A 24,262-nucleotide genomic window follows, 5' to 3' on the forward strand; every position below is an offset into this window, starting at 1 on the left:
GGCCGACGGAATCCCTGAGCACGCTTTTCACAGTTCACTGCAGAAGGGGAAGCCATGACAGCGACGACCGACGGAAGCACCGGAGCGCTGCCGCCCCGGGCCCCCTCGGCCAGCGATGCCACCGCTGAGACAACCGGAAAAGCGCCACCCACGCGTACCGCCGTACGGCAGGACACGGCGGACGCCGCCCGGCACGCGACCGCACGCGCCACGGACCATCTGCTCTCCGTCCAGGACCCCGCCGGATGGTGGAAGGGCGACCTCGAGACCAACGTCACGATGGACGCCGAAGATCTGCTGCTCCGTCAATTCCTGGGCATCCAGGACCCGAAGCTCACCGAGGCCGCGGCCCGTCACATCCGCGGTGAGCAGTGCGCGGACGGCACCTGGGCCACCTTCCACGGCGGGCCCGGCGAACTCTCCGCCACCATCGAGGCCTATGTCGCCCTGCGTCTCGCCGGGGACGAGCCGGACGCACCCCACATGGCCAGGGCCTCCGCATGGGTGCGCGAGCAGGGCGGGGTCGCCGCGGCCCGGGTCTTCACCCGCATCTGGCTGGCCCTCTTCGGCTGGTGGAAGTGGGACGACCTGCCCGAACTGCCCCCGGAGCTCCTCTACTTCCCCAAGTGGTTCCCGCTCAACATCTATGACTTCGGATGCTGGGCGCGGCAGACCATAGTGCCGCTGACCATCGTCTCGGCGAAACGCCCGGTGCGCCCGGCGCCGTTCGGCCTCGACGAGCTGCACATCGATCCGCGCCGCCCCAACCCGCCGCGGCCGCTCGCCCCCGCCACCAGTTGGGACGGTCTCTTCCAGCGCCTCGACAAGGCGCTGCACCTCTACCACAAGGTTGCCTTCGGCAAGTTGCGCGGCGCCGCGATGCGCTCCGCCGCCCGCTGGATCATCGAGCGGCAGGAGAACGACGGCTGCTGGGGCGGCATCCAGCCCCCCGCCGTCTACTCCATCATCGCCCTGCACCTCCTCGGCTACGACCTCGACCACCCCGTGCTGCGCACCGGCCTGGCCTCCCTCGACCGCTTCGCCGTCTGGCGCGACGACGGTGCCCGCATGATCGAGGCCTGCCAGTCCCCGGTCTGGGACACCTGTCTGGCCACCATCGCGCTCGCCGACGCCGGACTGCCCGCCGACCACCCGCGGCTGGTCAAGGCCGTCGACTGGATGCTCGCCGAGCAGATCGACCGGCCCGGCGACTGGAGTGTGAAGCGGCCCCAACTCACCTCCGGGGGCTGGTCGTTCGAGTTCGACAACGACAATTACCCGGACATCGACGACACCGCCGAGGTGGTGCTCGCGCTGCGCCGCGTCAAGCACCCCGATCCACAGCGGGTCGAGGCCGCGGTGGGCCGCGCGGTGCGCTGGAACTTCGGTATGCAGTCCAAGAACGGGGCCTGGGGCGCCTTCGACGTCGACAACACCAGCCCGTTCCCCAACCGCCTGCCGTTCTGTGACTTCGGGGAGGTCATCGACCCGCCGTCGGCCGATGTCACCGCCCATGTCGTCGAGATGCTCGCCGACGTCGGCCGCACCCACGACCCGCGCACCCGCCGCGGCATCGCCTGGCTGCTGGCCGAACAGGAGCCCAGCGGTGCCTGGTTCGGCCGCTGGGGCACCAACTACATCTACGGCACGGGCTCGGTGCTTCCGGCGCTCGCCGCCGCCGGAATCCCCGCGTCGCACCCAGCGGTGCGCCGGGCGGTGCTCTGGTTGGAGCGGGTGCAGAACGACGACGGCGGCTGGGGCGAGGACCAGCGCTCCTACCAGGACAAGGAGCGGTGGGCGGGGCGCGGCGCCTCGACCGCCTCCCAGACCGCGTGGGCGCTGATGGCGCTGCTCGCGGCCGGTGAACGGGACAGCGAGGCGGTACGCCGCGGAGTGCGCTGGCTGACCGGGACCCAGCGCGAGGACGGGTCCTGGGACGAGCCGTACTTCACCGGCACGGGCTTCCCGTGGGACTTCTCCATCAACTACCACCTCTACCGACAGGTCTTCCCGCTGACCGCCCTCGGCCGCTACCTCAACGGGGGACCGGTCGCCGCGCCGGTGGGGTCCTGATGCCGGCGCGGCCCCCCACGGACGCGGACCCGCCCCTGCTGGTCGCCTGCGCGCTCGGCATCGAGCGGTTCGCGCTGCGCGGTGGTGGCCGCGGGGGAGCGGCGGCAGAAGCCGGTCCACGGCTGGTCACGCTCCGTACCGGCATGGGTCCGCAGGCGGCCGAACGCGCCCTCACCAAAGCGCTGAGTGAGGGCTCGGTCACCGAACGTTCCCCCGTCGTCGCCAGTGGCTTCTGCGCCGGCCTCGCCCCCGGGATGCGCCCCGGGGACGTGGTCGTCGCCGAGGCCACCCGCGATCACCACGCGGACGCACCGGAGACGCTCTGCCGCGACAACGGCCCGCTGCTACGGGCCCTGCGGCAGCGTGGTCTGACCGTGCACAGCGGGCTGCTGTGCGGCTCCGACCACGTCGTACGCGGCGCTGAGCGGGCCGAGCTGCATGCCGCCGGCGCGGTCGCGGTGGACATGGAATCCGCCGCGACACTCCGCGCGGCCCGGCACGCCGGCAGCCGTCCGGTTGCGGCCGTCCGGGTGGTCGTGGACGCTCCAGAACATGAACTCGTACGCATCGGCACGGTGCGCGGTGGAATATCAGCCTTCCGAGTGCTGCGCTCCGTACTTCCTGTTTTCTACGAATGGCACCGTTCTTTGCTGCTCCCCTGGAGGTGAGCCAGATGGCTATGCCGCTCCGTCAGTCCATCCGGGTCGGGACCTATCTTTTTGAACAGAAGATGATCCGCCGGCGTGAGAAGTTCCCGCTCATCGTCGAGCTGGAACCGCTCTTTGCGTGCAACCTGAAATGCGAGGGCTGCGGGAAGATCCAGCATCCGGCGGGCGTGCTCAAGCAGCGCATGCCGGTGGCGCAGGCAGTAGGTGCGGTCCTGGAGTCCGGCGCCCCGATGGTTTCCATCGCCGGTGGCGAGCCCTTGATGCACCCGCAGATCGACGAGATCGTGCGGCAGTTGGTGGCCAAGCGGAAGTATGTCTTCCTGTGCACCAACGCGATGTTGCTGCGCAAGACGATCGACAAATTCACGCCCTCGTCGTATTTCGCGTTCGCGGTGCACATCGACGGGCTGCGTGAACGGCACGACGAATCCGTCGCGAAGGAAGGCGTGTTCGACGAGGCGGTGGCGGCGATCAAGGAGGCCAAGCGGCGCGGTTTCCGGGTCACCACCAACTCCACGTTCTTCAACACCGACACCCCGCAGACCATCATCGAGGTCCTCGACTTCCTCAATGACGATCTGCAGGTCGACGAAATGATGCTGTCGCCCGCCTATGCCTACGAGAAGGCGCCCGACCAGGAGCACTTCCTCGGAGTGGAGCAGACCAGGGAGCTGTTCAAGAAGGCCTTCGCCGGCGGCAACCGGCGCCGCTGGCGGCTCAACCACAGCCCGCTCTTCCTGGACTTCCTGGAGGGCAAGGTGGACTTCCCGTGCACGGCGTGGGCGATCCCCAACTACTCGCTGTTCGGCTGGCAGCGCCCCTGCTACCTCATGAGCGACGGGTACGTCCCGACGTACCGGGAACTCATCGACGACACCGACTGGGAGAAGTACGGACGCGGCAAGGACCCACGCTGCGCCAACTGCATGGCGCACTGCGGCTACGAGCCGACCGCCGTCCTCGCCACCATGGGGTCGCTGAAGGAGTCCCTCCGGGCGGCCAAGGAGACCGTCGCAGGCAACCGCGGGTGACCGTTGGCCAGAGGTGAGCCCGCGGTACCGGGGCTCACCGGCGTCCCGGTCCGGCCCGGCTCATGCGCCGTACACCGCGCATGAGCCGGGCCCCCGGCTCGCCGCGGAGCGCGCCATGGTGGTGGTCGTCGAGGACAACTGCCGGACCGGGGGCGTGGGTTCGGCGGTCGCCCAGGCCCTGCGGGACGCCGGCGTGGACGTGCCGCTGCGCACCGTCGGCATCCCCGAGCAGTTTCTGGCCCATGCCAAGCGCGGTGAGCTGCCGGCCGACCTCGGCCGCACCCCGGCCGAGACCGCCGGGCGGATCAGCGCCGCGCCGGCCCGTAAGGAGAGCCATTCGTGACCGGATTCGATCTGACCGAACTGCTCGCCGCGCGCGGCGGCGAACGCTACGAACTGCACGCCCGCCATCTCAACCACCAACTCCCGCGCATGCTGCACACCATCGGCTTCGACAAGGTCTACGAGCGGGCCGAGGGCGCCTACTTCTGGGACGCCGACGGCCAGGACTACCTGGACATGCTCGCGGGATTCGGGGTGATGGGCCTCGGCCGGCACCACCCCGTCGTCCGCAAGGCGCTGCACGACGTCCTGGACGCCGAGCTCCCCGATCTCACCCGCTTCGACTGCCAGCCGCTGCCCGGCCTGCTCGCCGAGAAACTGCTGAGCCATGCGCCGCACCTCGACCGGGTCTTCTTCGGCAACAGCGGCACCGAAGCCGTCGAGACCGCCCTGAAGTTCGCCCGCTACGCCACCGGCAGACCGCGCATCCTCTACTGCACCCATGCCTTCCACGGCCTGACCACCGGCTCGCTCTCCGTCAACGGTGAGGACGGCTTCCGGGACGGCTTCGCCCCGCTGCTGCCGGACACCGCCGTCGAGATGGGCGATCTGGACGCGCTGGAGCGGGAGTTGAAGCGCGGCGATGTGGCGGGGTTCGTGGTCGAACCGATCCAGGGCAAGGGCGTCCACGCGGCCCCGCCCGGATATCTGCCCGCCGCACAGGAGTTGCTGCACCGGCACAAGGCCCTGCTGATCGCCGACGAGGTGCAGACCGGCCTCGGCCGCACCGGCGACTTCTTCGCCTATCAGCACGAGGCCGGTGTGGAGCCCGATCTGGTGTGTGTGGCGAAGGCGCTGTCCGGCGGCTATGTCCCGGTCGGTGCGACCCTCGGCAAGGACTGGATCTTCAAGAAGGTCTACTCGTCCATGGACCGGGTGCTGGTGCACTCCGCCAGCTTCGGCGCCAACGCGCAGGCGATGGCGGCCGGCCTGGCGGTGCTCTCGGTGATGGAGGACGAGCAGATCGTCGCGGGCGCCCGGGACACCGGCGAGCTGCTGCGCTCCCGGCTCGCCGCGCTGGTCGACAAGTACGAGCTGCTGCATGACGTACGGGGCCGCGGCCTGATGATCGGCATCGAGTTCGGCCGCCCCAAGTCGCTCGGTCTGCGCAGCCGCTGGACGATGCTGCAGGCGGCCCGCAAGGGGCTGTTCGCGCAGATGGTCGTGGTGCCGCTGCTGCAGCGGCACCGCATCCTGACCCAGGTCTCCGGCGACCATCTCGAAGTCATTAAGCTGATTCCGCCGCTGGTCATCGGCGAGCGGGAAGTGGACCGTTTCGTCGAGGCGTTCACGGCCGTCATGGACGACGCCCACGGGGGCGGCGGCCTGATGTGGGACTTCGGGCGCACGCTGGTCAAGCAGGCGGTCGCCAACCGCTGACAACGCAGGTGGGGGATCGATGGTCGCCGCGACGACGGCGCGGGCCGTCAATGAGATGACGGCCCGCTGGGCGCGCGAAACGGTGGGGGAGCGGGGTACGGTCCTGACCGCGGCCGGTGTCTGGCCGCTGCTGGCGCTGCTCGCCTGACCGGCCGCCGGGCCCGCCCGCAAGGAGCTCGCCGAAGCCCTCGGCACCGACGCGGAGCACGCCGTACGCGAAGGCGGCGAGCTGCTGGCCGCGCTGGCGGCGGCGGACGGCGTCGATGCCGCGGTGGCGCTGTGGGCCCGGCGCGCCCTTGCGCTGCGCCCCGCATGGGCTCGCCACCGCCTCCGATCGCTCTCGCGGACACTTTCCCGGTATGAGCGCGCAGCCGCTCGCGGTGTCGGACGCCCGTCAGACGGCGACCGCGGCCTTCGGGGCGCTGGGCTTCCGGGCGGCCGCGGTCACGGTGATGCCCGTCCCCATGGGCTCCGTGCCCCCGCCCCCGCCGTACCGCGCGCAGCAGATCTCGGCCCGCTACGACCGGCCCTTCGGCTTCCTCGCCGTCCACCGGGCCTCGGGTCTGGTGCTGGTCGCGGGGTGGGTCACGGAACCCTGAGCGGGCTGTCCGGTGTCAGTCCGTCAGCAGCTGGGCACGCAGCCGCTCGCGGGTGGCGGGCGCCAGCTTCAGGCCGTCGGTGAGGTACTTCTCCGTGGAGCCCCAGGTCTGCTCGATCGCGTCGTAGGCGGCCGCGAGGTAGTCGGTGTGCGCTCCGAACAGCGGCGCGAGCAGCTCCATGACCTCCTGCGACATCCCGACCGCGGAGTTGTCGGAGCGACGGATCTTGTAGCGCCGGTGGGGATCGTTGGACTTGAGGTAGTCCGCCTCGATGGCGTCCCGCTCCACACCGACCGCGAGCAGGGTCACGGCGACGGAGAGGCCCGCGCGGTCCTTGCCGGCCGCACAGTGCATCAGCGCCGGGACGCTGTTGTCGGCGAGCGCATTGAGCACCCTGCTGTGGTCTTCGGTGCGGGTGGTGACGATGTGGCGGTAGGTCGTGGCCATACGGGCCGCGGCCTTGCCGTCGCCGAGCGAGGAGCGCAGCTGGTCCAGCTCACCGTCGCGCACCATCGCCCAGAATTCCGCGCCGTCGGCCGGGTCGGTGAGCGGGATGTTCACGTTGCGCACGCCGGGCAGCGTGACATCGGGGCCTTCCAGCTTGATGTCCGAGGCATTGCGGAAGTCGAAGATGGTGTGCAGCCCGAGGCCGGCCAGAAACGCGGCGTCCGCCTCGGTCGCGTGGGCGAGGTGGCCACTGCGGAACAGCCGTCCCTCCCGTACGCGACGCCCGTCCACGGTCGGCAGTCCGCCCACATCGCGGAAGTTGCGGACCTCCGTGAGTTCGGGCTGGGCCTGTGGGACCTGCGGCGTCTGCTGCGTCACGGGCGCTCCTCGGGTTCGTTCGCCGACGCCGCTCCTCGGCGAGGCGGGGCACCTCCGACGATACGACATTGGTGCAATAGGCAATCAGGTCGCAACGGACGCACCACGATGCGCGACGAAGCACCGGGGACAGGGCGTGATCGATCCTTATTCCAACTTGACAAGAATTTGACCTGGTGGCATTAATCACCCCTCGTCAACCCTTGGTTACGGTGGCGTAGGTCACTTCTTGAGGTGAATTATGTCCTGAGTGGCAGACGATTCGAAGTACCTCAGTAACGGCGCTCACGGCGCCATCGGGTCGTACGCAGCCGTCGGGGACAGCTTCACAGAGGGGGTCGGGGATCCCGGCCCTGACGGGGCGTACATCGGTTGGGCGGACCGGCTGGCGGTCCTTCTCTCGGACCAGCAGGCCGAGGGGGACTTCCGCTATGCGAACCTCGCGGTCAGGGGGCGACTCCTGGACCAGATCGTCGAGGAGCAGGTGCCCCGGGCGAAGGAGCTCGCCCCCGCCCTTGTGACGTTCTGTGCCGGCGGCAATGACATCCTGCGGCCGGGCTCGGACCCGGACGCGGTCGCCGAGCGCTATGAGGCGGCGGTCGCCGATCTGCGGAAGGAGGTCGGCGCGGTCCTGCTCTGTACCGGCTTCGACACCCGCGGCGTCCCCGTCCTCAAACATCTGCGCGGCAAGATCGCCACGTACACGGCGCACGTCCGGGCCATCGCGGACCGGCACGACTGCCCGGTCCTGGATCTGTGGTCGCTGAAGTCGGTGCAGGACCGACGGGCGTGGAGCAAGGACCGGCTGCATCTGTCCGCCGACGGGCACACCCGGGTGGCGCTGCGCGCGGGGCAGGTGCTCGGGCTGCGGGTGCCGGCCGACCCGGACCAGCCGTGGCCGCCGGAGGCGGAGCGCTCGGCCGCCGAGGCGCGGCGGGACAACATCCACTGGGCGCGGGAGCACCTCGTTCCGTGGATCGGGCGCCGGCTGCGCGGGGAGTCGTCCGGTGACCATGTCGAGCCCAAGCGGCCCGATCTGCTGCCGCTCTAGGGCGGCCGGGGCCCGTCCGTGGCCCAAGGCATGCAGGAGGCCCCGTTTCCGCCGATGCGGAGCGGGGCCTCAGTGTGCGAGCGAGGAGTACGGAAGGTCCGCCCAGACGACCCGGCCCTGACCGCTGTCGGCGGGCCGCGATCCCCAGCTTTCGGACAGCGCGCCGACGAGGAAGAGCCCTCGTCCGCACTCCTTGTCCACGCTGCCGGGCTGGACGTGCGGCGCCGAATCCTCCGGGCCGCCCTGGTCCGTGATCTCTATGCGTATGTGCGCCCCGAAGAGGGCGAGTTCGCAGCCGATCTTCTCGCTGTCGGTGTGCCGTATCGCGTTGGTGAACAGCTCGGAGACCACCAACTCCACGTCGTCGCGGACTTGTTGATCCGCGCCCCACTCGCGCAGCAGCGCACTGGCGCGTCTGCGCGCCTCGGGCACGGACGTGCGTCGCGCCGGCAAGTGGAACGCGTCCTGCGGGTACTGGGCGACAAAGCCGCCACAGCGCCCTAACGAAGGAGCGTTGTTGGAGGAAGCCACGTCGTAACTATGTGCGATGCCCATCACCGATGGCAAGGATCACTCTGCAATTTGCAGAATCGTAAGGTGCAGTCTGTTCGTGCTACTGACGGCATGACACACTGCTGAACACTGATGTCAGTTGGAGGCGATCGGACGTGGCGGACCCACGGTCGGCAGGTGCGCCGACCGTCCTGCGGGTGGTGCTCGGCAAGCGACTGCAGGACCTGCGCGAGAAAGCGGGACTCTCCTTCGAACGGGCCGCCGCGGCCCTTGATGTGACCCACGCCACGATACGACGCATGGAAAAGGCCGAGGTCGGCCTCAAACTCCCCTACGTCGAGAAGCTGCTGGCGACCTACGGCGTCACCGACGAGGACGAGATCGAGGGCTTTCTCTCCCTCGCGCGCGAGGCCAACAAACCCGGCTGGTGGCACCGGTTCCGGGACGTCCTTCCCGAGTGGTTCAGCGCATTCGTCAGCCTGGAGAGCGAAGCCAACCTCATCCGGGCCTACCAACCGCATTACATCCCCGGGCTGTTGCAGACCGAGGACTACGCCGCTGCCGTCCTGCGGGCCGGTATGCCGCACGCCTCCGCGGCGGACATCGACCGCATCGTCGCACTGCGCATGGAGCGGCAGTCCCTGCTGACCCGTGACCATGCACCGATGCTGTGGGTGGTCCTGGACGAGACCGTGCTGCGGCGGCCGATCGGCGGGTCCGGGGTGATGCGCGACCAGATCACCCGGCTGATGGAGGCCACCGCACTGCCGAACGTCCGGCTGCAGGTCATGCCCTTCGCCGCGGGCCCGCACCCCGCCATGTACGGCCCCTTCCACATTTTCCGCTTCCCGATTCCGGAACTCCCGGACATCGCCTACGCGGAAAGCCTCGTCGGAGCCGTGTACTTCGACCAGCGCAACGACGTCTCGCAGTTCCTGGAGGCCCTGGACCGGATGTGTGCGCAGGCCGCGCCGGCACATACCACCGAGGCCATTCTGGGTGGCTTTCGCAAGGAGATCTGAACCATGGATCGCATACGCATCTACAACGGCATGCCCGCCAAAGAACTGGGCACTGAGGGCTGGCACAAGCCGTGGAGCGGCGGAAACGGCGGCGAGTGCGTCGAGGCCATGCGGCTGGGCGACGGCCGGATCGCGCTGCGCCAGTCGACCGACCCGGACGGCCCGGCTTTGATCTATACCCACCACGAAATGGTGAGTTTCATCGAGGGTGCGAAGGCCGGCCACGCCGACTTCCTGCTCGCGGCCGCGCCGGGCCGGCGCACCGAACGGAGGACGGCATGAGTCGGCAGGACATATCCGAGGGGGCACCGGACGGCGAGGTCCCGGAGGTCGGACCGTACGTCCAGGGGCCGGAGCACTCGGGCTTCTCGGTCGAGGAGATCGACACCAGCCGGCCGCACCCGGCCCGGATGTACGACTACTACCTCGGCGGCTGGGACAACTACGAGGTCGACCGGGTGGCCGCGGAGCGCGTCATCGAGGTCCACCCCCAGGTACGGCTCAGCGCCCGCGCCAACCGCGCATTTCTGCGGCGGGCGGTGCGCGAACTGGTCACCGGCGGCATCCGCCAGATCATCGACATCGGCACCGGCATCCCCACCTCGCCGAACACCCATGAGGTGGCCCGGGAGACCGCTCCCGACACCCGTGTCGTGTACGTCGACAACGACCCGATCGTCGCCACCCACGCCGGGGCCCGGCTGACCAACACCGAACGCACCGGATTCGTGCTCGGCGATGTCCGCGACCCCAAGGCGGTGCTGGACCACCCCACCGTCCGGGAACTGATCGACTTCGACCGGCCGGTGGCGCTGCTGCTGGTTGCCGTACTCCACTTCATCCAGGAGGACGAGGATCCCGCCGGGCTCATCGCGGCCCTCGCCGACGCGCTCCCCGCGGGCAGCCATCTCGTCCTGTCGCATGCGACCGGCGAGCCCTATGAGGCCTATGAGGGGGGCCGCACGGACGAGCAGGCGCGCGACGGCGTCGTGAACGTCTACAAGAGCGCCACCGCCACCCTCAATCTGCGGTCGAAGGCCGAGATCGAGCCGCTCTTCGGACCGTTCACCCTGCTGGAGCCGGGCGTGGTACGGGCACCTCTGTGGCGGCCGGACGGCGCGGTGCCGAGCGCGGAGGATCTCAACAACACCGTTTTCTACGGCGGGGTGGGCCGCAAGGGCTGACCGGCCGGGCCCGCCGGCCCGGCCGGAGGCCTACGCGCCTGCGCGGGACACCCGGGCGTCCGGCGGACCCGGAAGCCGCTGCCCGTCACCGGGTGGTGCGGTGGCGGTGGCCGGCGCCGTCTTGGTGCGGGCCGGGTGCAGATCTTCCGGTGTGGCGAGGCGGGTGTGGGTGCCCGGCGAGGTGCACGCATACGCTCCCGCGACGGCGCCCAGGCGCGCGCACTCCTCAAGATCCCGGCCCGCCATCCGGCCGTAGAGGAAGCCGCAGGTGAAGGCGTCGCCCGCGCCGTTGCTGTCCACGACGGGACCGGGCGGGACCGCGGCCGGCACCAGGCGTGGGGTGCGGTCGTCGGCGCTGAGGAGGTAGGCGCCGCCCGCCCCGGCCGTCGCGATCACTGCCTCGGCACGTCCCTCGTGCAGGATCTCCCGCATGACGGAGCCGATCCGTTCGCCCGCCCCGGCCGTACTGAGAAATACCAGGTCCGAGCGGAGCGCGAACTCCCGATGATGGTCCGTCAGCCCGTCCCAGTCGTGCAGGTCCGTGGAGACGGGGAGGCCCAGGGCCTCGATGTCGTCGTACAGAAAACGCGCGAAGTGCATGATCGACAGATGGACGTGCCGGGCGCGCCGCAGCGGCGGGAGGTAGTGCTCGGGCGGCATCCGCAGATCGAGCGGGTCACGGCCGTCGTAGAACGACATCCGACGGCCGTCGGAGGCCACGAGGTTGACGGCACGCCGGGTGCCGTGCGGTGAGATCAGCGGCCGGAAGTCGACGCCCGTACCGGCCAGTCGCTCACGGACCAGACTGCCCGGATGGTCGTCGCCGAGGAAATCCACGAATCCCGTGGTGAGCCCGAGTGCCGCGCAGCCGAGCGCGACGCCGGTGCCGGTGTGACCCGCCCCTTCGTGAAGCGGCGGGACCGCGTAGGAGTCGGCGAGCGGTACGGGCAGCGCGCCGACCGACACGATGGTGTCCACGCCCGACCCGCCGACGACGAGCACGTCATAGGAGTCATACGGCTCAGAAACCTGCTGGAATGTCACAAGCGTCCCTGAATCCCTTGCTGATGAGACGAATCCCTTGCTGGTGGAACCGTTTGCGGACGACGTGCGTCCGCTGCCGGGAGTCTAGACGCACGCCCGGCTCATCACGGGATGTCAGGGACTCCGGTGACGCGAGGGAGCAAAGGACTCATAAGAAGCCGGCGTCGATGATCTGTGGCCGGTGAGGGACGGGCGAGGAAGCGAGGTCGGCCGGGAGCGCCGGTATGCCGCCCCGAGTCGGTTGACGGAAAGGGCCGTTGACACGGCCTGTGAAGGCACTGAAGCCTGAGGGCCGTCAGTGATCAGGTTCCGCGGACGACGAGCGGAAACCTGGCATGGCGTACGGCCCCGGTATGGCGAGCGGGCCCGGGGACAGGAACGAACGGGTCGTCGGCGGTCGGACGGGCCGGCGGGGGAGCGAGGCGGACATGGCAGAGCACTCCGATGGCGGGCGCACCGCGATCGTGATCGGCGGCGGGCTGGCCGGGATGCTGGCCGTCACCGCCCTGGTCGGACAGGTCGACACCATCACCGTCGTCGAGCGCGACCGCTACCCGGAGGGGCACGCCTTCCGTAAGGGCGTACCGCAGGCCCGTCATCTGCACATCCTGCTCAGCGGTGGCCGGCGCGCACTGGAGGAACTGCTGCCCGGCACGGTCGCCGCGCTCAACGAGGCGGGCGCACGCAGCCTGTATCTGCCGCGCGATCTGCTCACCCGCACCCCCACGGGCTGGCAGCGCCGCTTCGACGAGCGCCGGCATCTCACGCTGAGCGTCACCCGTCCGGTGCTGGACGCGGTCGTACGGGAGCAGGTGCTGCGGGCCGTCGCCGGCTCGGCCACCCGGGTGGAGGTCCTGGAGGCGACCGAGGCCATCGGGCTGACCGGGGACGCCGGCCGGGTGACCGGGGTACGCGTCCGGCCGCGGGGCGGCGAGCCGGGCGGGCGGCTCGAACGGGAGCTGCCGGCCGCGCTCGTGGTGGACGCCTCGGGCCGCACTTCCCGCACGCCCCAGTGGTACGCCGAACTGGGCCGGCCCGCGCCGCAGGAAGAGACCGTGGACGCGGGGCTGGCCTACGCCACCCGGTTGTACCGGCCCAAGGACCCGGCCACCGCGCCCGACGCGGGCGTCAATGTGCCCGGCTGGCCCGAGTGCCCGCGTGGCGCCGCGTATGTGCCGGTCGAGGACGGCAAGTGGCTGCTGACGCTGTCCGGTGTGCGGGGCCACCACCCGCCGATGGACGCGGCGGAGTTCACCGCCTTCGCCGCCACCATCGGCGACCCGTACGTCCATGAACTGCTCGGCCGGGCCGAGCCGCTCTCGCCGGTGCACGGCTTCCGCGATACCTGCAACCGCCGCCGCCACTACGAGCGGTCCGGCGCCCTCCCCGAGGGATTCCTCGTCCTGGGGGACGCCGGCTGCACCTTCAACCCCGTATACGGGCAGGGCATGTCGGTCGCCGCACTCGGCGCGCTGGCCGTGCGCAGCACGCTCGCCGACGGCGGAGGTCTGCGCCCCGGGGTCACCGCCGAGGCGCAGCGGGCGGTGGCCCGCGCCGCGGAACCCGCCTGGCTCGTCGCGGTCGGCGCGGACCGCCCGTACGCGAACCCCGACGCCACCAAGGCGGGTCTCGGGGAGCGGCTGACCACGTGGTACATCGACCGGCTCTCCGCCCGTGCCGCCATCGACCCCGTCGTCGGGGCGGCCTTCCGGGACGTCTTCTGCCTCACCGCGCCGCCCGCCCGTCTCTTCGCCCCGCAGATCTTTCTGCGCACGGTCTTTCTGCCCCGCCGCCCCGGCCTCCCCAGCCCGCCCGCGGTCGTCGAAGGGGTGTGAGCCCGCCGGGGGACGGGCTGCGTCCGCGCTCCGGTGGCCGCCGCGCGCCCGCGGGACGGCACACCGCGCGTGCACGGGCCGGCACACCCGACGCCCGCGCCCGTAAGCCGCCGCCCCGGCACTCGGCCGCCCGCGGGGGAGCGCCTCCGCGGCCCGCTCCAACGGACGCGTCCGGGTTGCCGGACCGGGAGGGGCCTGCCACAGCCCCCCGGGGAAAGGTCACACCCGTCCCCGGAATGTCACGGCCGGTCGCGCCGTTTGTATCTGCGGGTGATGGTGTGGAGAGTCCGGGTGTCGTGGTGCGGAAACCGTACGGCGGCGCCGTGTGGCGCGGCGTACCGGAACCCGCCGCTCACGCGGCCCGTTCTCTTCGCGACTGCCCCGACCATGGAGGTGCCGTGACCGGTTCCAGACCTCGTCGCACTCGACTTTCCGCGCTGCGCCCCGCGGCCTTCGGCGCCGTGCCCACCGGGGAGCGGCTGGCCAGGATACGCAGGTCGCCGCAGTTCGTGGACGGCCAGTTCCGCAATCCGGCGGCGACCAGGCAGCTGCTCCATGGCTCCGCGCTGCCGATGATGCGTACCCAGCTGAGTCGGGAGGGGCGGCGGCGCCGGGCGCCGGTCGGCCGGATTCCGGTGTACCGTCCGACCGCCGCTGACGGGACGGAGCCGCCGGCCTCCGGGCTGCGGCTCACCTGGATGGGTCATTCGAGTGTGCTGGCCGAGGTGGACGGGCAGCGGGTGCTCTTCGACCCGGTCTGGGGCGAGCGCTGTTCGCCGTTCACCTGGGCCGGACCCAAGCGGTTGCACCCGGTGCCCATCGCGCTGGACGAGCTGGAGCCGGTCGATGTAGTGGTGATCTCCCACGACCACTACGACCATCTCGACCTGCCGACGGTCCAGGGCCTGACCGGCACCGGCGCGGCCTTCGTCGTGCCGCTCGGCGTCGGTGCCACCCTGGAATTCTGGGGCGTGCCCGCGGAGCGGATCACCGAGCTCGACTGGCACGAGTCCACCCGCGTCGGCGCACTGACCCTCACGGCCACCCCCGCCCAGCACTTCTGCGGCCGCGGTCTGCGCGGCCCGCAGTACACCCTGTGGGCCTCCTGGGTGGTCGCGGGCCCCGACCACCGGATCTTCCACAGCGGCGACACCGGCTACTTCCCCGGCTTCACGGAGATCGGCGCGGCGCACGGCCCGTTCGATGCGACGATGATCCAGATCGGCGCGTACAGCGACTTCTGGCCGGACATCCACATGGACCCCGAGCAGGGGGTTCAGTCGCACCTCGACCTCCAGGGCGGAGAGCCCGACGGCGTGCTGGTGCCGATCCACTGGGGCACGTTCAACCTCGCACCGCACCCGTGGGCGGAGCCCGCCGAGTGGACCCTGACCGCCGCCCGGAAGGCCGGGGTCACCAGCGCCCACCCCCGGCCGGGCGAGCCGTTCGAGCCCGCCGATCCCCCGGCCGTCTATCCGTGGTGGAGGGCGATCGCCGTGCCTCCCGCCCATGGATGGCCGGTATGGCCGCCGGCGGTTTCCCCCTCCGACGTGGACCTCGTCGCGGACCGGTGAGGCCGCGGGGGACGACGGCCTCCGGCGTGTGCCGCAGGCCTTGATGGCCGGAGCCCGCACGCCGGGCACCGCTTCGGCCGGGCCCGGCTCCGCGCACCGGCCGGGGGTCTCTGCGGACAGCGCATCCGCGAACCGGTGGTCCAGCGGCCCGACTTGCGATGGACGTCCCACTGTCCCGATGGCGCGGTGACGCCTCTACGGGAGACCGCGCCGGAGGGCCGGACCCCTCGTGCGGTCGATCCGGCGGCGTGCGAGGAGCCCGCCGATGCCGGGGATGACGGCGGCCGCCTTCGCCGTGCTGTCGGCACTGTCGTGACGCCATGCCGCGATCACGACGAACAGGTAGGCGCAGCCGTGGAGCGGCCCCATCAGGGCGGACAGGGGTTTGAGGTGGACGGTGGCGAGGTTGGCCGGCAGCACGATCAGTGAAACGAATTCGACGGGGGCGGCCGGCCACAGAGGGCGTGCGCGTATGCTCACGCTCCCGTGGTGGAGCCGGGCCTGATGATCATCAGGACGGTGACGGTCGCCCACAGCAGGTTGAAGAGGCCGGTGAGCATCGCCAGCGCGGGGGCGGCGCGTTGATCGGGAATCAGGGAGCCGGGGTGGTTCGCCGCCGCCTCGACCGCGCCGAGGGCGCTGTCCTGGCGGGGCAGGACGAGCAGCGCCAGGATCGCGGCGGCGCCCGCGGTGAGGGCGAGGGAAGCGATCAGCCAGGCGCTGCGCAGCGCAAGGAAGAGCTTTGTCACGGTGCGTGGTCCTCGGTTCAGCTGGTGCGGCGTCGGCCGGTGACCTTGGAGGCGGGCAGACGGCCGGCCCGGGAGGTGCCGGACAGGGTGTCGCCGTCGACGGTCACGGCGAAGGACAGGTTCAGGCGCAGCGGCTTGGTGATCGACTGCTTCCAGGTGAGTCGGCTGCCGTCCAGGGCCACGTCACGCAGCGGAAGGTGTTCTCCGGTGCCGTGCGCGGTGCCGGTCAGTGAGCCGTCCTCCGCGGCGCGGAGGTCCGTGACGGCCTTGATCCTGCCGATGGGGGTGGAGATGTTCAGATCCCAGGTGCCTTCGACGGACATATGTGCGGTCTTCCTCGGTGGGTGAGGCCGCCCTGTTGGCGGGCTTGGGGGTGGGCTGTTGGCAGCGGGACTGCGGGGGAGGGGCTGCTGGATGCCCAACTCCCTTGGATATGCAGCGAGTTGAAAGGTTCGAGTGGGCTCACGGAGTTGTCGGCGTCGGTCCCTGGTCGCGCCAGACGACGCCACGGCGCTCATGGGCGAACAGCTCCTCGACGGCGTGGGCGACCTTGGGCCCCACCTCGCGCTCCAGCAGGTAGAGGCCCAGGTCCAGGCCGGACGTCACGCCGGCGCCGGTGACCAGATCGCCGTCGTCGACCACGCGGGCCCGCACCGCATGCACACCCGTGGCGTCCAGCAGGTCCAGGCCGAGGTGATGGGTCGTCGCACGGCGTCCCTCCAGAAGCCCGGCCATGGCCAGGACGAGCGAGCCGCCGCACACCGCGCCGACCGTCAGTCCGGACCGGTCCATGGCGGCCTTCAGCAGGGAAGGCAGGCTCGTCCGCAGCGTGCGGCCCAGCAGTACGGGGATGGAGTCCTCCGGTGTCCGGTCGCCGGTGTCCTCGTCGGGCACCTCTCCCGGCTCCCCGGCGCGGCCCGAGGCGCCGGGCACCACGATGAGGTCGGCCCGCTCCGGATCGAGGCCGGCCGTGGCCCGTAGCGCCAACTCGCCTGTCCCGCTGACCACTTCACGCGGCCCTTCGGCGGAGACCAGCTCCACGCTCACCGCGCCGCCGGAGGCGGCACCTCCGGCGTGCAGGACCTCATAGGGGGCGATGACATCGAGCGGATCGAAGCCGTCGAACAGGACGATCTGAGCGTGCATGGGCGTTCCTTCGGGGCGGAGACGACCGGGTCCGTACCGGGTTCACCACCGAAGCTAATCCGACCTGCCCGCACGCCCCAGTGGCATTACCGACAACAGTCAACGGGATCCCGCCAAGCCCTTCAGGGGGCAATTGAGCAGGAAGAATGTTCTCTCACCCGCTTACGGTGACCACCCGCTGGAGCTGGTGAGCGGTGGCGGAATCTCGGTGAGTGGGTAACTTATGGCCATGCATACCGTCGCCGTCCTCGCCCTCGACAAGGTGATCCCCTTCGATCTCTCCACCCCGATCGAGGTCTTCACCCGCACGCGCCTGCCGGACGGCCGTGCCGGCTACCAGGTCCGCGTCTGCGCCGAGCGGCCGGAGGTCGATGCGGGTGCGTTCACTCTGCGGGCGCCATGGGGACTGGCGGGGCTGACGGACGCGGACACCGTCATCGTCCCGGGCACCGCCGACCCGGCCGCCCCGCTCCCGCCCGCCGTCCACGACGCGCTGAACGCGGCCGCCGCCAACGGCACCCGTATCGCCTCCATCTGCTCGGGCACCTTCCCCCTGGCCGCTTCCGGGCTGCTCGCCGGGATGCGCGCCACCACCCACTGGGCGGCGGCCGGCATGCTGGCCGCCGCCCACCCGGACATCGAGGTCGACCCCGATGTCCTCTACGTCGACAACGGGCAGATCCTCACCTCCGCGGGCGCCGCCGCCGGACTCGACCTGTGTCTGCATCTGATCCGCCGCGACTACGGCTCGGCCGTCGCCGCCGACGCCGCCAGATTGTCCGTCATGCCCCTGGAACGAGAGGGCGGACAGGCCCAGTTCATCGTCCAGCCCTATCCGTCCACACCCCGCGGGTCCGCGCTCGAACCACTGCTCACCTGGCTGCAGGACAACCTGGCCCGCGATCTCGCCCTGGCCGACATCGCCGTCCGGGCGGACACCAGCACCCGGACCCTGATGCGCCGCTTTCGCGAACAGACCGGCACCACGCCGCTCCAGTGGCTGCAGCGCGCCCGTGTCCGCCAGGCGCAGCATCTGCTCGAAACCACCACGCACTCGGTCGAACGCATCGGCGCCCAGGTCGGCTTCGGCTCATCCACCGCCTTCCGCGACCGCTTCAAACGCACCACCGGTGTCAGTCCTCAGACCTACCGCCGCACCTTCCGCTGAGCGCCCCGGCGTACCGGCGCGAGGGACGACCCCGGCCCCGCCGGGCAAGCCCCGCCCGCCCGTCGGCCGGCAGGTCGTGGAGCGGTGGTGGTGAGCCGTGGTGGTGCGCCGTTGTCCTGCCGCGCTCGTGCCGGGGTGGCCGAACGCCCCGGCGTGCGTCAGGTCCACGAGCGCCGCCCGCGAGCTTCGAAAGAGGTTCCTCTGGATTCCTCAACTCGCCTTCCTTGAACGGTAGTTCGTATTGTTTCGTACTGACGTACGCGTGGCGCCCACTCAGGGAGGTGGCGAGGGGTAGCGAAACCCCGAAGTGGGTCCGAACCCCACCCGTGCAACAACTAGCGTGCGTGCTCCGCGAACTGCCAACGGCCGATCCGGAGGGCGCCGATGCCTACCGCATTCCCCCAGGGGACCCAGACGTCCCAGGAGGCTCAGAGATCCCCAGGGCCCTTGGGTTCCCCGGGGGTCGCCCCCGTCCCTGCTTCCGCCCGGCGGCGAGAGCGTGAGGGCGGACGACACGGCCGGGCCTCGTTCCCCGAGTCGGCCGCCGACTCGGCGATACGGGCCCGTCTGGTCAGGCTCGCCGCCGTCCCCTGCCTCCTCGTCGCCGTGCTCTGCACGGCCGTCGCCGCCTTCGTCGTGCAGGCGGGCGGCGCCCGGCTCACCGGTCGTGAGTGGGTGGTGCTGTGCGGTGGTCTCGCCCTGGTCTGCGTGATCGTGCTCACCGCGAGCGCCGCCGCCAACGCCGAGGCCCGTGCGGCCGTCACCCGTTACGCCCGGCTGCGCCAGGTCTGCGCCCGCAGCCAGTCCGACCTGTATGACCTGCTGGACCGCGTCCGGCAGGGCGAATGGATCCAGCGTCGCGAGCCCGAACAGGGCCTCGTGCCCATCGGTGACACGCTCGATCTGCTCGCCCACGAGGTGGCCGCCGCGGGCCGGGCCGCCGAGTGCGCCGTCATCGACGCGGTCGCCATCGCCCGCAGCAACGCCAGCGGCAGCGAGCAGAAGGTCGAGGTCTTCGTGAACCTCGCCCGTCGTCTGCAGTCCCTGGTGCACCGGGAGATCGAGCTGCTGGACGAGCTGGAGAACCAGGTCGAGGACCCGGACCTGCTCAAGGGCCTGTTCCACGTCGACCACCTGGCCACCCGGATCCGCCGGCACGCCGAGAACCTCGCCGTGCTCGGCGGCGCCATCTCGCGCCGCCAGTGGAGCCGCCCGGTGTCCATGACCGAGGTGCTGCGCTCCTCGATCGCCGAGGTCGAGCAGTACCCGAGGATCAAGCTGGTGCCGCCGATCGAGGGCACCCTGCGCGGACATGCCGTCGCCGACGTCATCCACCTGCTCGCCGAACTCGTGGAGAACGCGTCGATCTACTCCGCCCCGCAGACCTCGGTGCTGCTGCGGGCCCAGCTCGTCACCGCCGGTCTCGCGGTCGAGGTCGAGGACCGCGGACTGGGCATGTCGGCGGACGAGCAGTCGCGGATGAACGCCCTGCTGGCCGACCCCGAACATGTCGACGTCGCCGAGCTGTTGAGCGACGGCCGGATCGGACTGTTCGTGGTCTCCTCGCTCGCCCGGCGGCACGGCATCGTGGTCCGGCTGCAGAGCAATATCTACGGCGGCGTGCAGGCCGTGCTGATCGTGCCGCAGGAGCTGCTCGGTGAGGATGCGGCCGACGGGGACTCGGGCGAAGCGGATGCGCCGCGCGCCGGATCACCGGACAACGACCCGGCACGCGAGCACGACGGGGGATACGACGGCGGTTTCGTCCACGACCGTGACGGCGGCCATGGGTCTCACGACCGCCATGGACCGCACGACCACAGGGAGCGGCACGACCGCCATGACCCCGGCCGGCAGACCGTGGCCATCCCCCGCCCCGCTCCGGCCCCCGATCACGCGCTGGACATGGCCCCGCGCGGCTACGGCGACCGTTCGGCCTCGGTCCCGGCCCCGCTGCCCGTCGCCGCGGACACCGATCCCGATTCCGGCGCCGCTCGGCGTCGGCTGGTCCGCGCATCGGGCGTCCACACCCCTGAAGTCCAGATGCCCGACGCGCAGATGCCCGAGCCGTACCTCCCTGATGCCGCCCCGGCCGACCCCGGCCCGGTCGTGCTCCCGCCCGCGCCGCCGGCCGTGGACAACAACGCCCGCCCGCGGCTGCCCCGGCGGCGTAAGCAGACGCATCTCGTGCCCGAGCTGCGCGGCGACCCCGTCCTGCCGTCCACGACACCCCGCACGGGGCCGGAGCCCGAACACGACCCCGGCCTGATGGCGGCCTTCCGGCGCGGCTTCAGCCTCGCCGACGACATCTACGCCGGCGACACCGCCGGCGGTAACGGCAGCACCCCGGCCCAGGGCGGCGACACCAGCAGCCCGGTCGGCAACGACCTGCTCTACGAACGTGACCACGATGCCCCGATGGCCCGCCCCCGAGGAGACGACCGCAACCATGGTGAGTGATGTGCGTGCGCAGGCGCATTCGCAGCTGCAGGGAGGCCAGCACACCGATCTGTCCTGGCTGCTGACCGGGCTCGTCCAGCGGGTGCCGCACGCCCGGAGCGCGCTGCTGCTGTCCTCGGACGGCCTGGTCAAGGCTGCCCATGGCTTCGACCCGGACAGCGCCGACCACATGGCCGCCCTGTCCTCCGGCCTCTACTCCCTCGCCCGCAGCGCCGGTGTGCGCTTCGGGGAGGGCGACGACGTCCTGCAGGTCGTGGTCGAGCTGGAGTCCACCTTCCTGTTCGTCTCCACGGCCGGATCGGGCGCGTGCCTCGCCGTGCTCGCCGCCCGCGAGGCCGATGTGGCGGTGCTGGGCTACGAGATGTCGATGCTGGTCAAGAGCGTCCGGTCGTATCTGTCCACCCCCGCGCGCCAACAGACGCCCGCGGGCGGTCGTTGACCATGACCGTGCGTCGCCGACGGCGGCAGGGCGGCGAACCGTGGTACGACGACGCGGCGGGCCGGCTGGTCCGCCCGTACACCGTCAGCAACGGCCGGACCCGCCCGACGGCGCACTTCGACCTGCTGACCATGGTGATGGCCACCGGCCGACGGCCCGTCTCCTGCCAGGGCCCCGACTACGCCCAGGTGCTGGGGCTGTGCTGCGGGCCGGTCTCCGTCGCTGAGATCGCCGCCCACATAAGGCTGCCCGCCGTGGTCACCAAAGTGCTCCTCGCCGACCTCGTCGACTGCGGGGCGCTCACCGCGCGGGCCCCCGCAGCCGTTTCGGCAGGGGCCGCGTCCCGTACCGACCGAGCCCTGCTGGAGGCGGTGCTGAATGGACTTCGCAAACGACTGTGACCCCCACACCCAGGGGGACCCCTCGACCGACCTCTTCCCCACCGCGCTCAAAATCCTGGTCGCGGGGGGCTTCGGGGTCGGCAAGACGACCTTTGTCGGCGCGGTGAGCGAGATCGAGCCGCTCAGTACAGAAGAGCTCCTCACCCAGATCAGCGTCGGGACGGACGATCTGGCGGGCGTCGAGAACAAGGACACCACCACCGTCGCCATGGACTTCGGCCGGATCACGCTCAGTCCCGCGCACATCCTCTATCTCTTCGGGACGCCGGGGCAGCAGCGCTTCTGGTTCATGTGGGACGAGTTGTCCAACGGGGCGCTCGGCGCGGTGATCCTCGCCGACACCCGGCGCCTGGACCAGTGCTTCGGCGCCGTGGACTTCTTCGAGCGGCGCGGTATCCAATTCATCGTCGCGGTCAACGAGTTCGACGGTTCCTTTCACTACGAGCCGGACGAGGTCCGCACCGCCATGGACATCTCCCCTGACGTCCCCGTCGTGCTCTGCGACGCCCGCCAGTGCAGCTCGGCCACCCAAGTCCTGGTATCGCTCGTCCAGCATCTGCTCACCCCCGCCCTCGCCGCGACCCCGGAGCTGCCATGAACCACCCCGCCTCCCGTGTCCCCTACATCTCCTACGACCCCACGCGCCATCTGCTGCTCACTCCGCAGGACGACGAGGCCCCGGCGCGGGTCGCCCGGCTGCGCGCCCTGGGAATCGGCGAATCCCCGCTGCCCGCGTTCGACGAGTTCGCGCGCAAGCTCGCCCGGACCACCCGGGCGCCGTACTCGATGGTCAACTTCATCGACGAGCGACGGCAGTACTTCGCCGGTCTCTACACGCCCGCCCAGGACCAGGCCGTCGAGCTGGGACCGGCGCCCGCCAGCGCCCAGCCGGGCCGGGTGATGGACCGCGACCACGGGTACTGCCCGCATGTCATCGTCCGCCGGAAAGCCCTGGTGCTGGAGGACGTCTGCGACTATCCGCGGTTCGCCGGCAACCCCGTCGTGGACGAGATCGGTATCCGCTCCTACCTCGGTGCGCCGCTGATCGACCGTACGGGGATGGCGCTGGGCACCGTCTGTGTCGTGGACCTCGAACCGCGCCCCTGGGGGCGGGAGGGGCTGGAGACCATCAAAGCGATGGCCGCCGAACTCGTCGAGCAGATCCATCGCATGGAGAAACAGCAGAGCGACGTCTGAGGCAGCTTCCCCTGGTCCGGACCCCGGCCCCGGTGCCCGGCGCGGACGGCCCTTGAGCCGGACGGCCGGCCCGGGGCCGCGGCATCGGCTCCGGGCCGATGACCGCGAGCCCCGGGCCGGAGCCTGCCGCTCATCTGGGGCGGGCGAACCATGAGCGCTGGCGCACCGGACCGGTGCGCTGGCCCGGGACCGTGGCGGTGGCGTCCTGGCCCCGTCCGGGGGCCGGGCCGTCCGCGGGGGCGTCGCCCTCCTCCGGCCACTCCGAGGGCTCCAGCCGCAGCAGCTCGGCGAGCCTGCTGGACCACTCGCCCTGCGCCCGCCCCAGGGCCAATTCGCCCAGGCGCAGCAGCTGGATATCGGAGGTGCCGGCCGGCGCGAAGATGTGGTGGGCGTCCCGCAGGAAGCGCTCCACCGGCCGGTCGGTGAACAGCCCGCACGCGGCATGGATGTCCATCGCGTCACGCGCCGACTCCAGCGCCGACTCCACATTGACCAGCTTGGCGTTCATCAGCTCCGCGTCGCACGGCAGCCCCTGGTCCAGCAGATGCACCGCGTGGTACGCGGACAGCCGGGACAGCAGCAGCCGCGACTGGATGCGTCCCAGCTTGAGCTTGATGTTGCCGAGGTCCGCCAGCGGTTTGCCGTAGCGCTGCCGCTCGGCGCAGAACGCCGTGGTTTCTTCCAGCACCGCCTGATGGATGCCCAGTGATACGGCGGTCAGATTGGGCCGCCCGTACAGCACGCTGGAGGAGTACGCGACCGACAGCCCGTCGCCCTCGCGGCCCAGCAGATTTGCCGCCGGGATGCGGCAGTTGTCGAAGAACAGCTCGCCGAAGCTGAAGCCGTGCAGCCCCATCGCGGGCTGCTGCGGCCCGACCCGGAAGCCGGGTCTGTCGGACTCGACGAGAAACGCCGACAGGCCCTTGGAGCCCTCGCCGGTGCGGACGACCACACCGTGCAGATCGCCGACATGGCTGTTGCCGACATAGATCTTCCGGCCGTTGAGGAGGTACTCGTCGCCGTCGCGGACCGCGGTGGAGGTCATGCCCAGCACATGGCCGCCGGACTGCGGTTCGGTGACCGCGATGGTCGGCAGGCACTCGCCGGAGGCTATGGCCGGCAGCCAGGTCTTCTTCTGCTCCTCGTTGCCGAAGTGGACGATCTTCGCGACGCCCAGCTGCGACGCCTGCACCATGGCGCCCATCGCGGCGCTCACCCGGGAGATCTCCTCGATGATCAGGGTCTTGGCGACATGCCCGGCGCCCATCCCGCCGTATGCGCGGTGCACGGTCGCGCCTATCCAGCCCTGCCGCGCGATCAGGCGCGAGAGGTCATGGCAAACGGAACGGTTCGCCTCCATCTCCGCCACCCTGGGGCGGACCTCCCTCTCGGCGAACTCCCGCACCTGGTGCCGGAGTACCTCATGCCGCTGGTCGGTGAAGTAGCGATGCAAGACGAGCCCCTCCTTCGCGATCTCCCCCGTGCTGGTCGCATCTCGCCCCTGGGCGGCACCGGCGGTGCCGCCCACAGCGAACGTTCCGGAAAGTGATCTTTCGCTTAC

At 71.0% G+C, this 24,262-nt stretch carries 25 protein-coding genes and 2 pseudogenes; 19 read left to right on the forward strand and 8 right to left on the reverse strand.

Annotation, left to right across the window (positions count from 1 at the left end):
- Window positions 1–54 precede the first annotated feature (54 nt).
- The 7 genes and pseudogenes from shc to ACGFWI_RS23015 all read left to right on the forward strand — a co-directional run bounded on the left by shc (window position 55) and on the right by ACGFWI_RS23015 (window position 6,093).
- Window positions 55–2,073 carry a squalene--hopene cyclase gene (gene shc, locus ACGFWI_RS22985; protein WP_393907850.1) on the forward strand — a complete coding sequence of 673 codons (2,019 nt, stop codon included), beginning with the start codon at window positions 55–57 and terminating at the stop codon, window positions 2,071–2,073.
- Window positions 2,073–2,741 (forward strand): 1-hydroxy-2-methyl-2-butenyl 4-diphosphate reductase, encoded by a 669-nt coding sequence (locus ACGFWI_RS22990; RefSeq protein ID WP_393907851.1) that lies wholly within the window; start codon window positions 2,073–2,075, stop codon window positions 2,739–2,741. Before shc ends, ACGFWI_RS22990 begins: the two co-directional genes overlap by 1 nt.
- A 5-nt stretch (window positions 2,742–2,746) precedes the next feature.
- A complete protein-coding gene (gene hpnH, locus ACGFWI_RS22995; RefSeq protein ID WP_393907852.1) occupies window positions 2,747–3,772 on the forward strand; it encodes an adenosyl-hopene transferase HpnH in 1,026 nt (341 codons plus the stop codon).
- A 91-nt stretch (window positions 3,773–3,863) separates the two neighbouring features.
- Window positions 3,864–4,115: pseudogene (locus ACGFWI_RS23000) on the forward strand (transketolase C-terminal domain-containing protein); the annotation flags it as partial.
- Window positions 4,112–5,494, forward strand: a complete 1,383-nt coding sequence (locus ACGFWI_RS23005) for an aspartate aminotransferase family protein (protein WP_393907853.1) — start codon at window positions 4,112–4,114, stop codon at window positions 5,492–5,494. The pseudogene ACGFWI_RS23000 and the gene ACGFWI_RS23005, both read left to right, overlap by 4 nt.
- Before the next feature lie 19 nt (window positions 5,495–5,513).
- On the forward strand, window positions 5,514–5,642 hold the full coding sequence (locus tag ACGFWI_RS23010; protein WP_393907854.1) for a hypothetical protein: 129 nt from the start codon (window positions 5,514–5,516) through the stop codon (window positions 5,640–5,642).
- Window positions 5,643–5,853: 211 nt separating this feature from the next.
- A complete protein-coding gene (locus tag ACGFWI_RS23015; protein WP_393907855.1) occupies window positions 5,854–6,093 on the forward strand; it encodes a hypothetical protein in 240 nt (79 codons plus the stop codon).
- 15 nt (window positions 6,094–6,108) lie between these two features.
- Here the strand turns inward: ACGFWI_RS23015 and ACGFWI_RS23020 are convergent, their stop codons facing one another.
- The gene (locus ACGFWI_RS23020) at window positions 6,109–6,918 is read right to left on the reverse strand and encodes a tyrosine-protein phosphatase (RefSeq protein WP_393907856.1); all 810 of its coding nucleotides are present in this window, start codon (window positions 6,916–6,918) and stop codon (window positions 6,109–6,111) included.
- A 250-nt stretch (window positions 6,919–7,168) separates the two neighbouring features.
- On the opposite strand from ACGFWI_RS23020, the gene ACGFWI_RS23025 reads away from it, so the two are divergent.
- A complete protein-coding gene (locus ACGFWI_RS23025) occupies window positions 7,169–7,969 on the forward strand; it encodes an SGNH/GDSL hydrolase family protein (RefSeq protein WP_393907857.1) in 801 nt (266 codons plus the stop codon).
- 69 nt (window positions 7,970–8,038) lie between these two features.
- Here ACGFWI_RS23025 and ACGFWI_RS23030 read toward each other — a convergent pair whose 3' ends face one another.
- Window positions 8,039–8,500 (reverse strand): ATP-binding protein, encoded by a 462-nt coding sequence (locus tag ACGFWI_RS23030; protein WP_393907858.1) that lies wholly within the window; start codon window positions 8,498–8,500, stop codon window positions 8,039–8,041.
- Window positions 8,501–8,637: 137 nt separating this feature from the next.
- Between ACGFWI_RS23030 and ACGFWI_RS23035 the strand changes: the two genes are divergently transcribed.
- Genes ACGFWI_RS23035 through ACGFWI_RS23045 form a run of 3 tightly spaced genes read left to right on the forward strand, consistent with a single transcriptional unit; the run spans window position 8,638 to window position 10,688 of the window.
- Entirely contained in the window at window positions 8,638–9,504 is an 867-nt protein-coding gene (locus ACGFWI_RS23035; RefSeq protein WP_393907859.1) for a helix-turn-helix domain-containing protein, read from the forward strand.
- A 3-nt stretch (window positions 9,505–9,507) separates the two neighbouring features.
- Window positions 9,508–9,786, forward strand: coding sequence for a DUF397 domain-containing protein (locus ACGFWI_RS23040; RefSeq protein WP_086718198.1), 279 nt, complete (start codon window positions 9,508–9,510; stop codon window positions 9,784–9,786).
- Entirely contained in the window at window positions 9,783–10,688 is a 906-nt protein-coding gene (locus ACGFWI_RS23045) for an SAM-dependent methyltransferase (RefSeq protein ID WP_393907860.1), read from the forward strand. The genes ACGFWI_RS23040 and ACGFWI_RS23045 overlap by 4 nt, the downstream gene beginning before the upstream one ends.
- A 30-nt stretch (window positions 10,689–10,718) precedes the next feature.
- Here ACGFWI_RS23045 and ACGFWI_RS23050 read toward each other — a convergent pair whose 3' ends face one another.
- Entirely contained in the window at window positions 10,719–11,732 is a 1,014-nt protein-coding gene (locus ACGFWI_RS23050; RefSeq protein ID WP_393907861.1) for a carbohydrate kinase family protein, read from the reverse strand.
- Window positions 11,733–12,160: 428 nt separating this feature from the next.
- Between ACGFWI_RS23050 and ACGFWI_RS23055 the strand changes: the two genes are divergently transcribed.
- Window positions 12,161–13,567, forward strand: a complete 1,407-nt coding sequence (locus ACGFWI_RS23055) for an NAD(P)/FAD-dependent oxidoreductase (RefSeq protein WP_393907862.1) — start codon at window positions 12,161–12,163, stop codon at window positions 13,565–13,567.
- A gap of 398 nt (window positions 13,568–13,965) precedes the next feature.
- Window positions 13,966–15,141 carry an MBL fold metallo-hydrolase gene (locus ACGFWI_RS23060; protein WP_393907863.1) on the forward strand — a complete coding sequence of 392 codons (1,176 nt, stop codon included), beginning with the start codon at window positions 13,966–13,968 and terminating at the stop codon, window positions 15,139–15,141.
- Window positions 15,142–15,336: 195 nt separating this feature from the next.
- Here the strand turns inward: ACGFWI_RS23060 and ACGFWI_RS23065 are convergent, their stop codons facing one another.
- From ACGFWI_RS23065 to ACGFWI_RS23080, 4 genes and pseudogenes are all read right to left on the reverse strand, one after another.
- Window positions 15,337–15,621 carry a DUF3817 domain-containing protein gene (locus ACGFWI_RS23065; RefSeq protein ID WP_393907864.1) on the reverse strand — a complete coding sequence of 95 codons (285 nt, stop codon included), beginning with the start codon at window positions 15,619–15,621 and terminating at the stop codon, window positions 15,337–15,339.
- Window positions 15,618–15,869 (reverse strand): annotated as a pseudogene (locus ACGFWI_RS23070) (hypothetical protein); the annotation flags it as partial. The gene ACGFWI_RS23065 and the pseudogene ACGFWI_RS23070, both read right to left, overlap by 4 nt.
- 38 nt (window positions 15,870–15,907) lie before the next feature.
- On the reverse strand, window positions 15,908–16,213 hold the full coding sequence (locus ACGFWI_RS23075; protein ID WP_393907865.1) for a hypothetical protein: 306 nt from the start codon (window positions 16,211–16,213) through the stop codon (window positions 15,908–15,910).
- Between the two features lie 139 nt (window positions 16,214–16,352).
- Window positions 16,353–17,036, reverse strand: coding sequence for a DJ-1/PfpI family protein (locus ACGFWI_RS23080; RefSeq protein WP_393907866.1), 684 nt, complete (start codon window positions 17,034–17,036; stop codon window positions 16,353–16,355).
- 229 nt (window positions 17,037–17,265) lie between these two features.
- Between ACGFWI_RS23080 and ACGFWI_RS23085 the strand changes: the two genes are divergently transcribed.
- The 6 genes from ACGFWI_RS23085 (at window position 17,266) to ACGFWI_RS23110 (ending at window position 22,701) form a co-directional block, all read left to right on the forward strand.
- Window positions 17,266–18,204, forward strand: coding sequence for a GlxA family transcriptional regulator (locus tag ACGFWI_RS23085; RefSeq protein WP_393907867.1), 939 nt, complete (start codon window positions 17,266–17,268; stop codon window positions 18,202–18,204).
- A 447-nt stretch (window positions 18,205–18,651) separates the two neighbouring features.
- A complete protein-coding gene (locus ACGFWI_RS23090) occupies window positions 18,652–20,664 on the forward strand; it encodes an ATP-binding protein (RefSeq protein WP_393907868.1) in 2,013 nt (670 codons plus the stop codon).
- Window positions 20,654–21,103, forward strand: a complete 450-nt coding sequence (locus tag ACGFWI_RS23095; RefSeq protein ID WP_393907869.1) for a roadblock/LC7 domain-containing protein — start codon at window positions 20,654–20,656, stop codon at window positions 21,101–21,103. Before ACGFWI_RS23090 ends, ACGFWI_RS23095 begins: the two co-directional genes overlap by 11 nt.
- Window positions 21,104–21,105: 2 nt before the next feature.
- Entirely contained in the window at window positions 21,106–21,504 is a 399-nt protein-coding gene (locus ACGFWI_RS23100; RefSeq protein ID WP_393907870.1) for a DUF742 domain-containing protein, read from the forward strand.
- On the forward strand, window positions 21,482–22,102 hold the full coding sequence (locus tag ACGFWI_RS23105; RefSeq protein WP_393907871.1) for an ATP/GTP-binding protein: 621 nt from the start codon (window positions 21,482–21,484) through the stop codon (window positions 22,100–22,102). The genes ACGFWI_RS23100 and ACGFWI_RS23105 overlap by 23 nt, the downstream gene beginning before the upstream one ends.
- Window positions 22,099–22,701, forward strand: coding sequence for a GAF domain-containing protein (locus tag ACGFWI_RS23110; RefSeq protein ID WP_393907872.1), 603 nt, complete (start codon window positions 22,099–22,101; stop codon window positions 22,699–22,701). The genes ACGFWI_RS23105 and ACGFWI_RS23110 overlap by 4 nt, the downstream gene beginning before the upstream one ends.
- Before the next feature lie 130 nt (window positions 22,702–22,831).
- Here the strand turns inward: ACGFWI_RS23110 and ACGFWI_RS23115 are convergent, their stop codons facing one another.
- Window positions 22,832–24,154: an acyl-CoA dehydrogenase family protein gene (locus tag ACGFWI_RS23115; RefSeq protein ID WP_393907873.1), complete on the reverse strand. Its 1,323-nt coding sequence runs from the start codon at window positions 24,152–24,154 to the stop codon at window positions 22,832–22,834.
- Window positions 24,155–24,262 lie beyond the last annotated feature (108 nt).

It is taken from the genome of Streptomyces sp. NPDC048434 (assembly GCF_043200375.1).
Lineage (GTDB): Bacteria > Actinomycetota > Actinomycetes > Streptomycetales > Streptomycetaceae > Streptomyces.

Bases quoted from the DNA above. Each gene is read 5' to 3' on its own strand.
- shc (WP_393907850.1), top strand. From the start codon at position 55: ATGACAGCGACGACCGACGGAAGCACCGGAGCGCTGCCGCCCCGGGCC.
- ACGFWI_RS22990 (WP_393907851.1), top strand. From the start codon at position 2,073: ATGCCGGCGCGGCCCCCCACGGACGCGGACCCGCCCCTGCTGGTCGCC.
- hpnH (WP_393907852.1), top strand. From the start codon at position 2,747: ATGGCTATGCCGCTCCGTCAGTCCATCCGGGTCGGGACCTATCTTTTT.
- ACGFWI_RS23010 (WP_393907854.1), top strand. From the start codon at position 5,514: ATGGTCGCCGCGACGACGGCGCGGGCCGTCAATGAGATGACGGCCCGC.
- ACGFWI_RS23015 (WP_393907855.1), top strand. From the start codon at position 5,854: ATGAGCGCGCAGCCGCTCGCGGTGTCGGACGCCCGTCAGACGGCGACC.
- ACGFWI_RS23040 (WP_086718198.1), top strand. From the start codon at position 9,508: ATGGATCGCATACGCATCTACAACGGCATGCCCGCCAAAGAACTGGGC.
- ACGFWI_RS23045 (WP_393907860.1), top strand. From the start codon at position 9,783: ATGAGTCGGCAGGACATATCCGAGGGGGCACCGGACGGCGAGGTCCCG.
- ACGFWI_RS23055 (WP_393907862.1), top strand. From the start codon at position 12,161: ATGGCAGAGCACTCCGATGGCGGGCGCACCGCGATCGTGATCGGCGGC.
- ACGFWI_RS23075 (WP_393907865.1), bottom strand. From the start codon at position 16,213: ATGTCCGTCGAAGGCACCTGGGATCTGAACATCTCCACCCCCATCGGC.
- ACGFWI_RS23080 (WP_393907866.1), bottom strand. From the start codon at position 17,036: ATGCACGCTCAGATCGTCCTGTTCGACGGCTTCGATCCGCTCGATGTC.
- ACGFWI_RS23085 (WP_393907867.1), top strand. From the start codon at position 17,266: ATGCATACCGTCGCCGTCCTCGCCCTCGACAAGGTGATCCCCTTCGAT.
- ACGFWI_RS23095 (WP_393907869.1), top strand. From the start codon at position 20,654: ATGGTGAGTGATGTGCGTGCGCAGGCGCATTCGCAGCTGCAGGGAGGC.
- ACGFWI_RS23100 (WP_393907870.1), top strand. From the start codon at position 21,106: ATGACCGTGCGTCGCCGACGGCGGCAGGGCGGCGAACCGTGGTACGAC.
- ACGFWI_RS23105 (WP_393907871.1), top strand. From the start codon at position 21,482: ATGGACTTCGCAAACGACTGTGACCCCCACACCCAGGGGGACCCCTCG.
- ACGFWI_RS23110 (WP_393907872.1), top strand. From the start codon at position 22,099: ATGAACCACCCCGCCTCCCGTGTCCCCTACATCTCCTACGACCCCACG.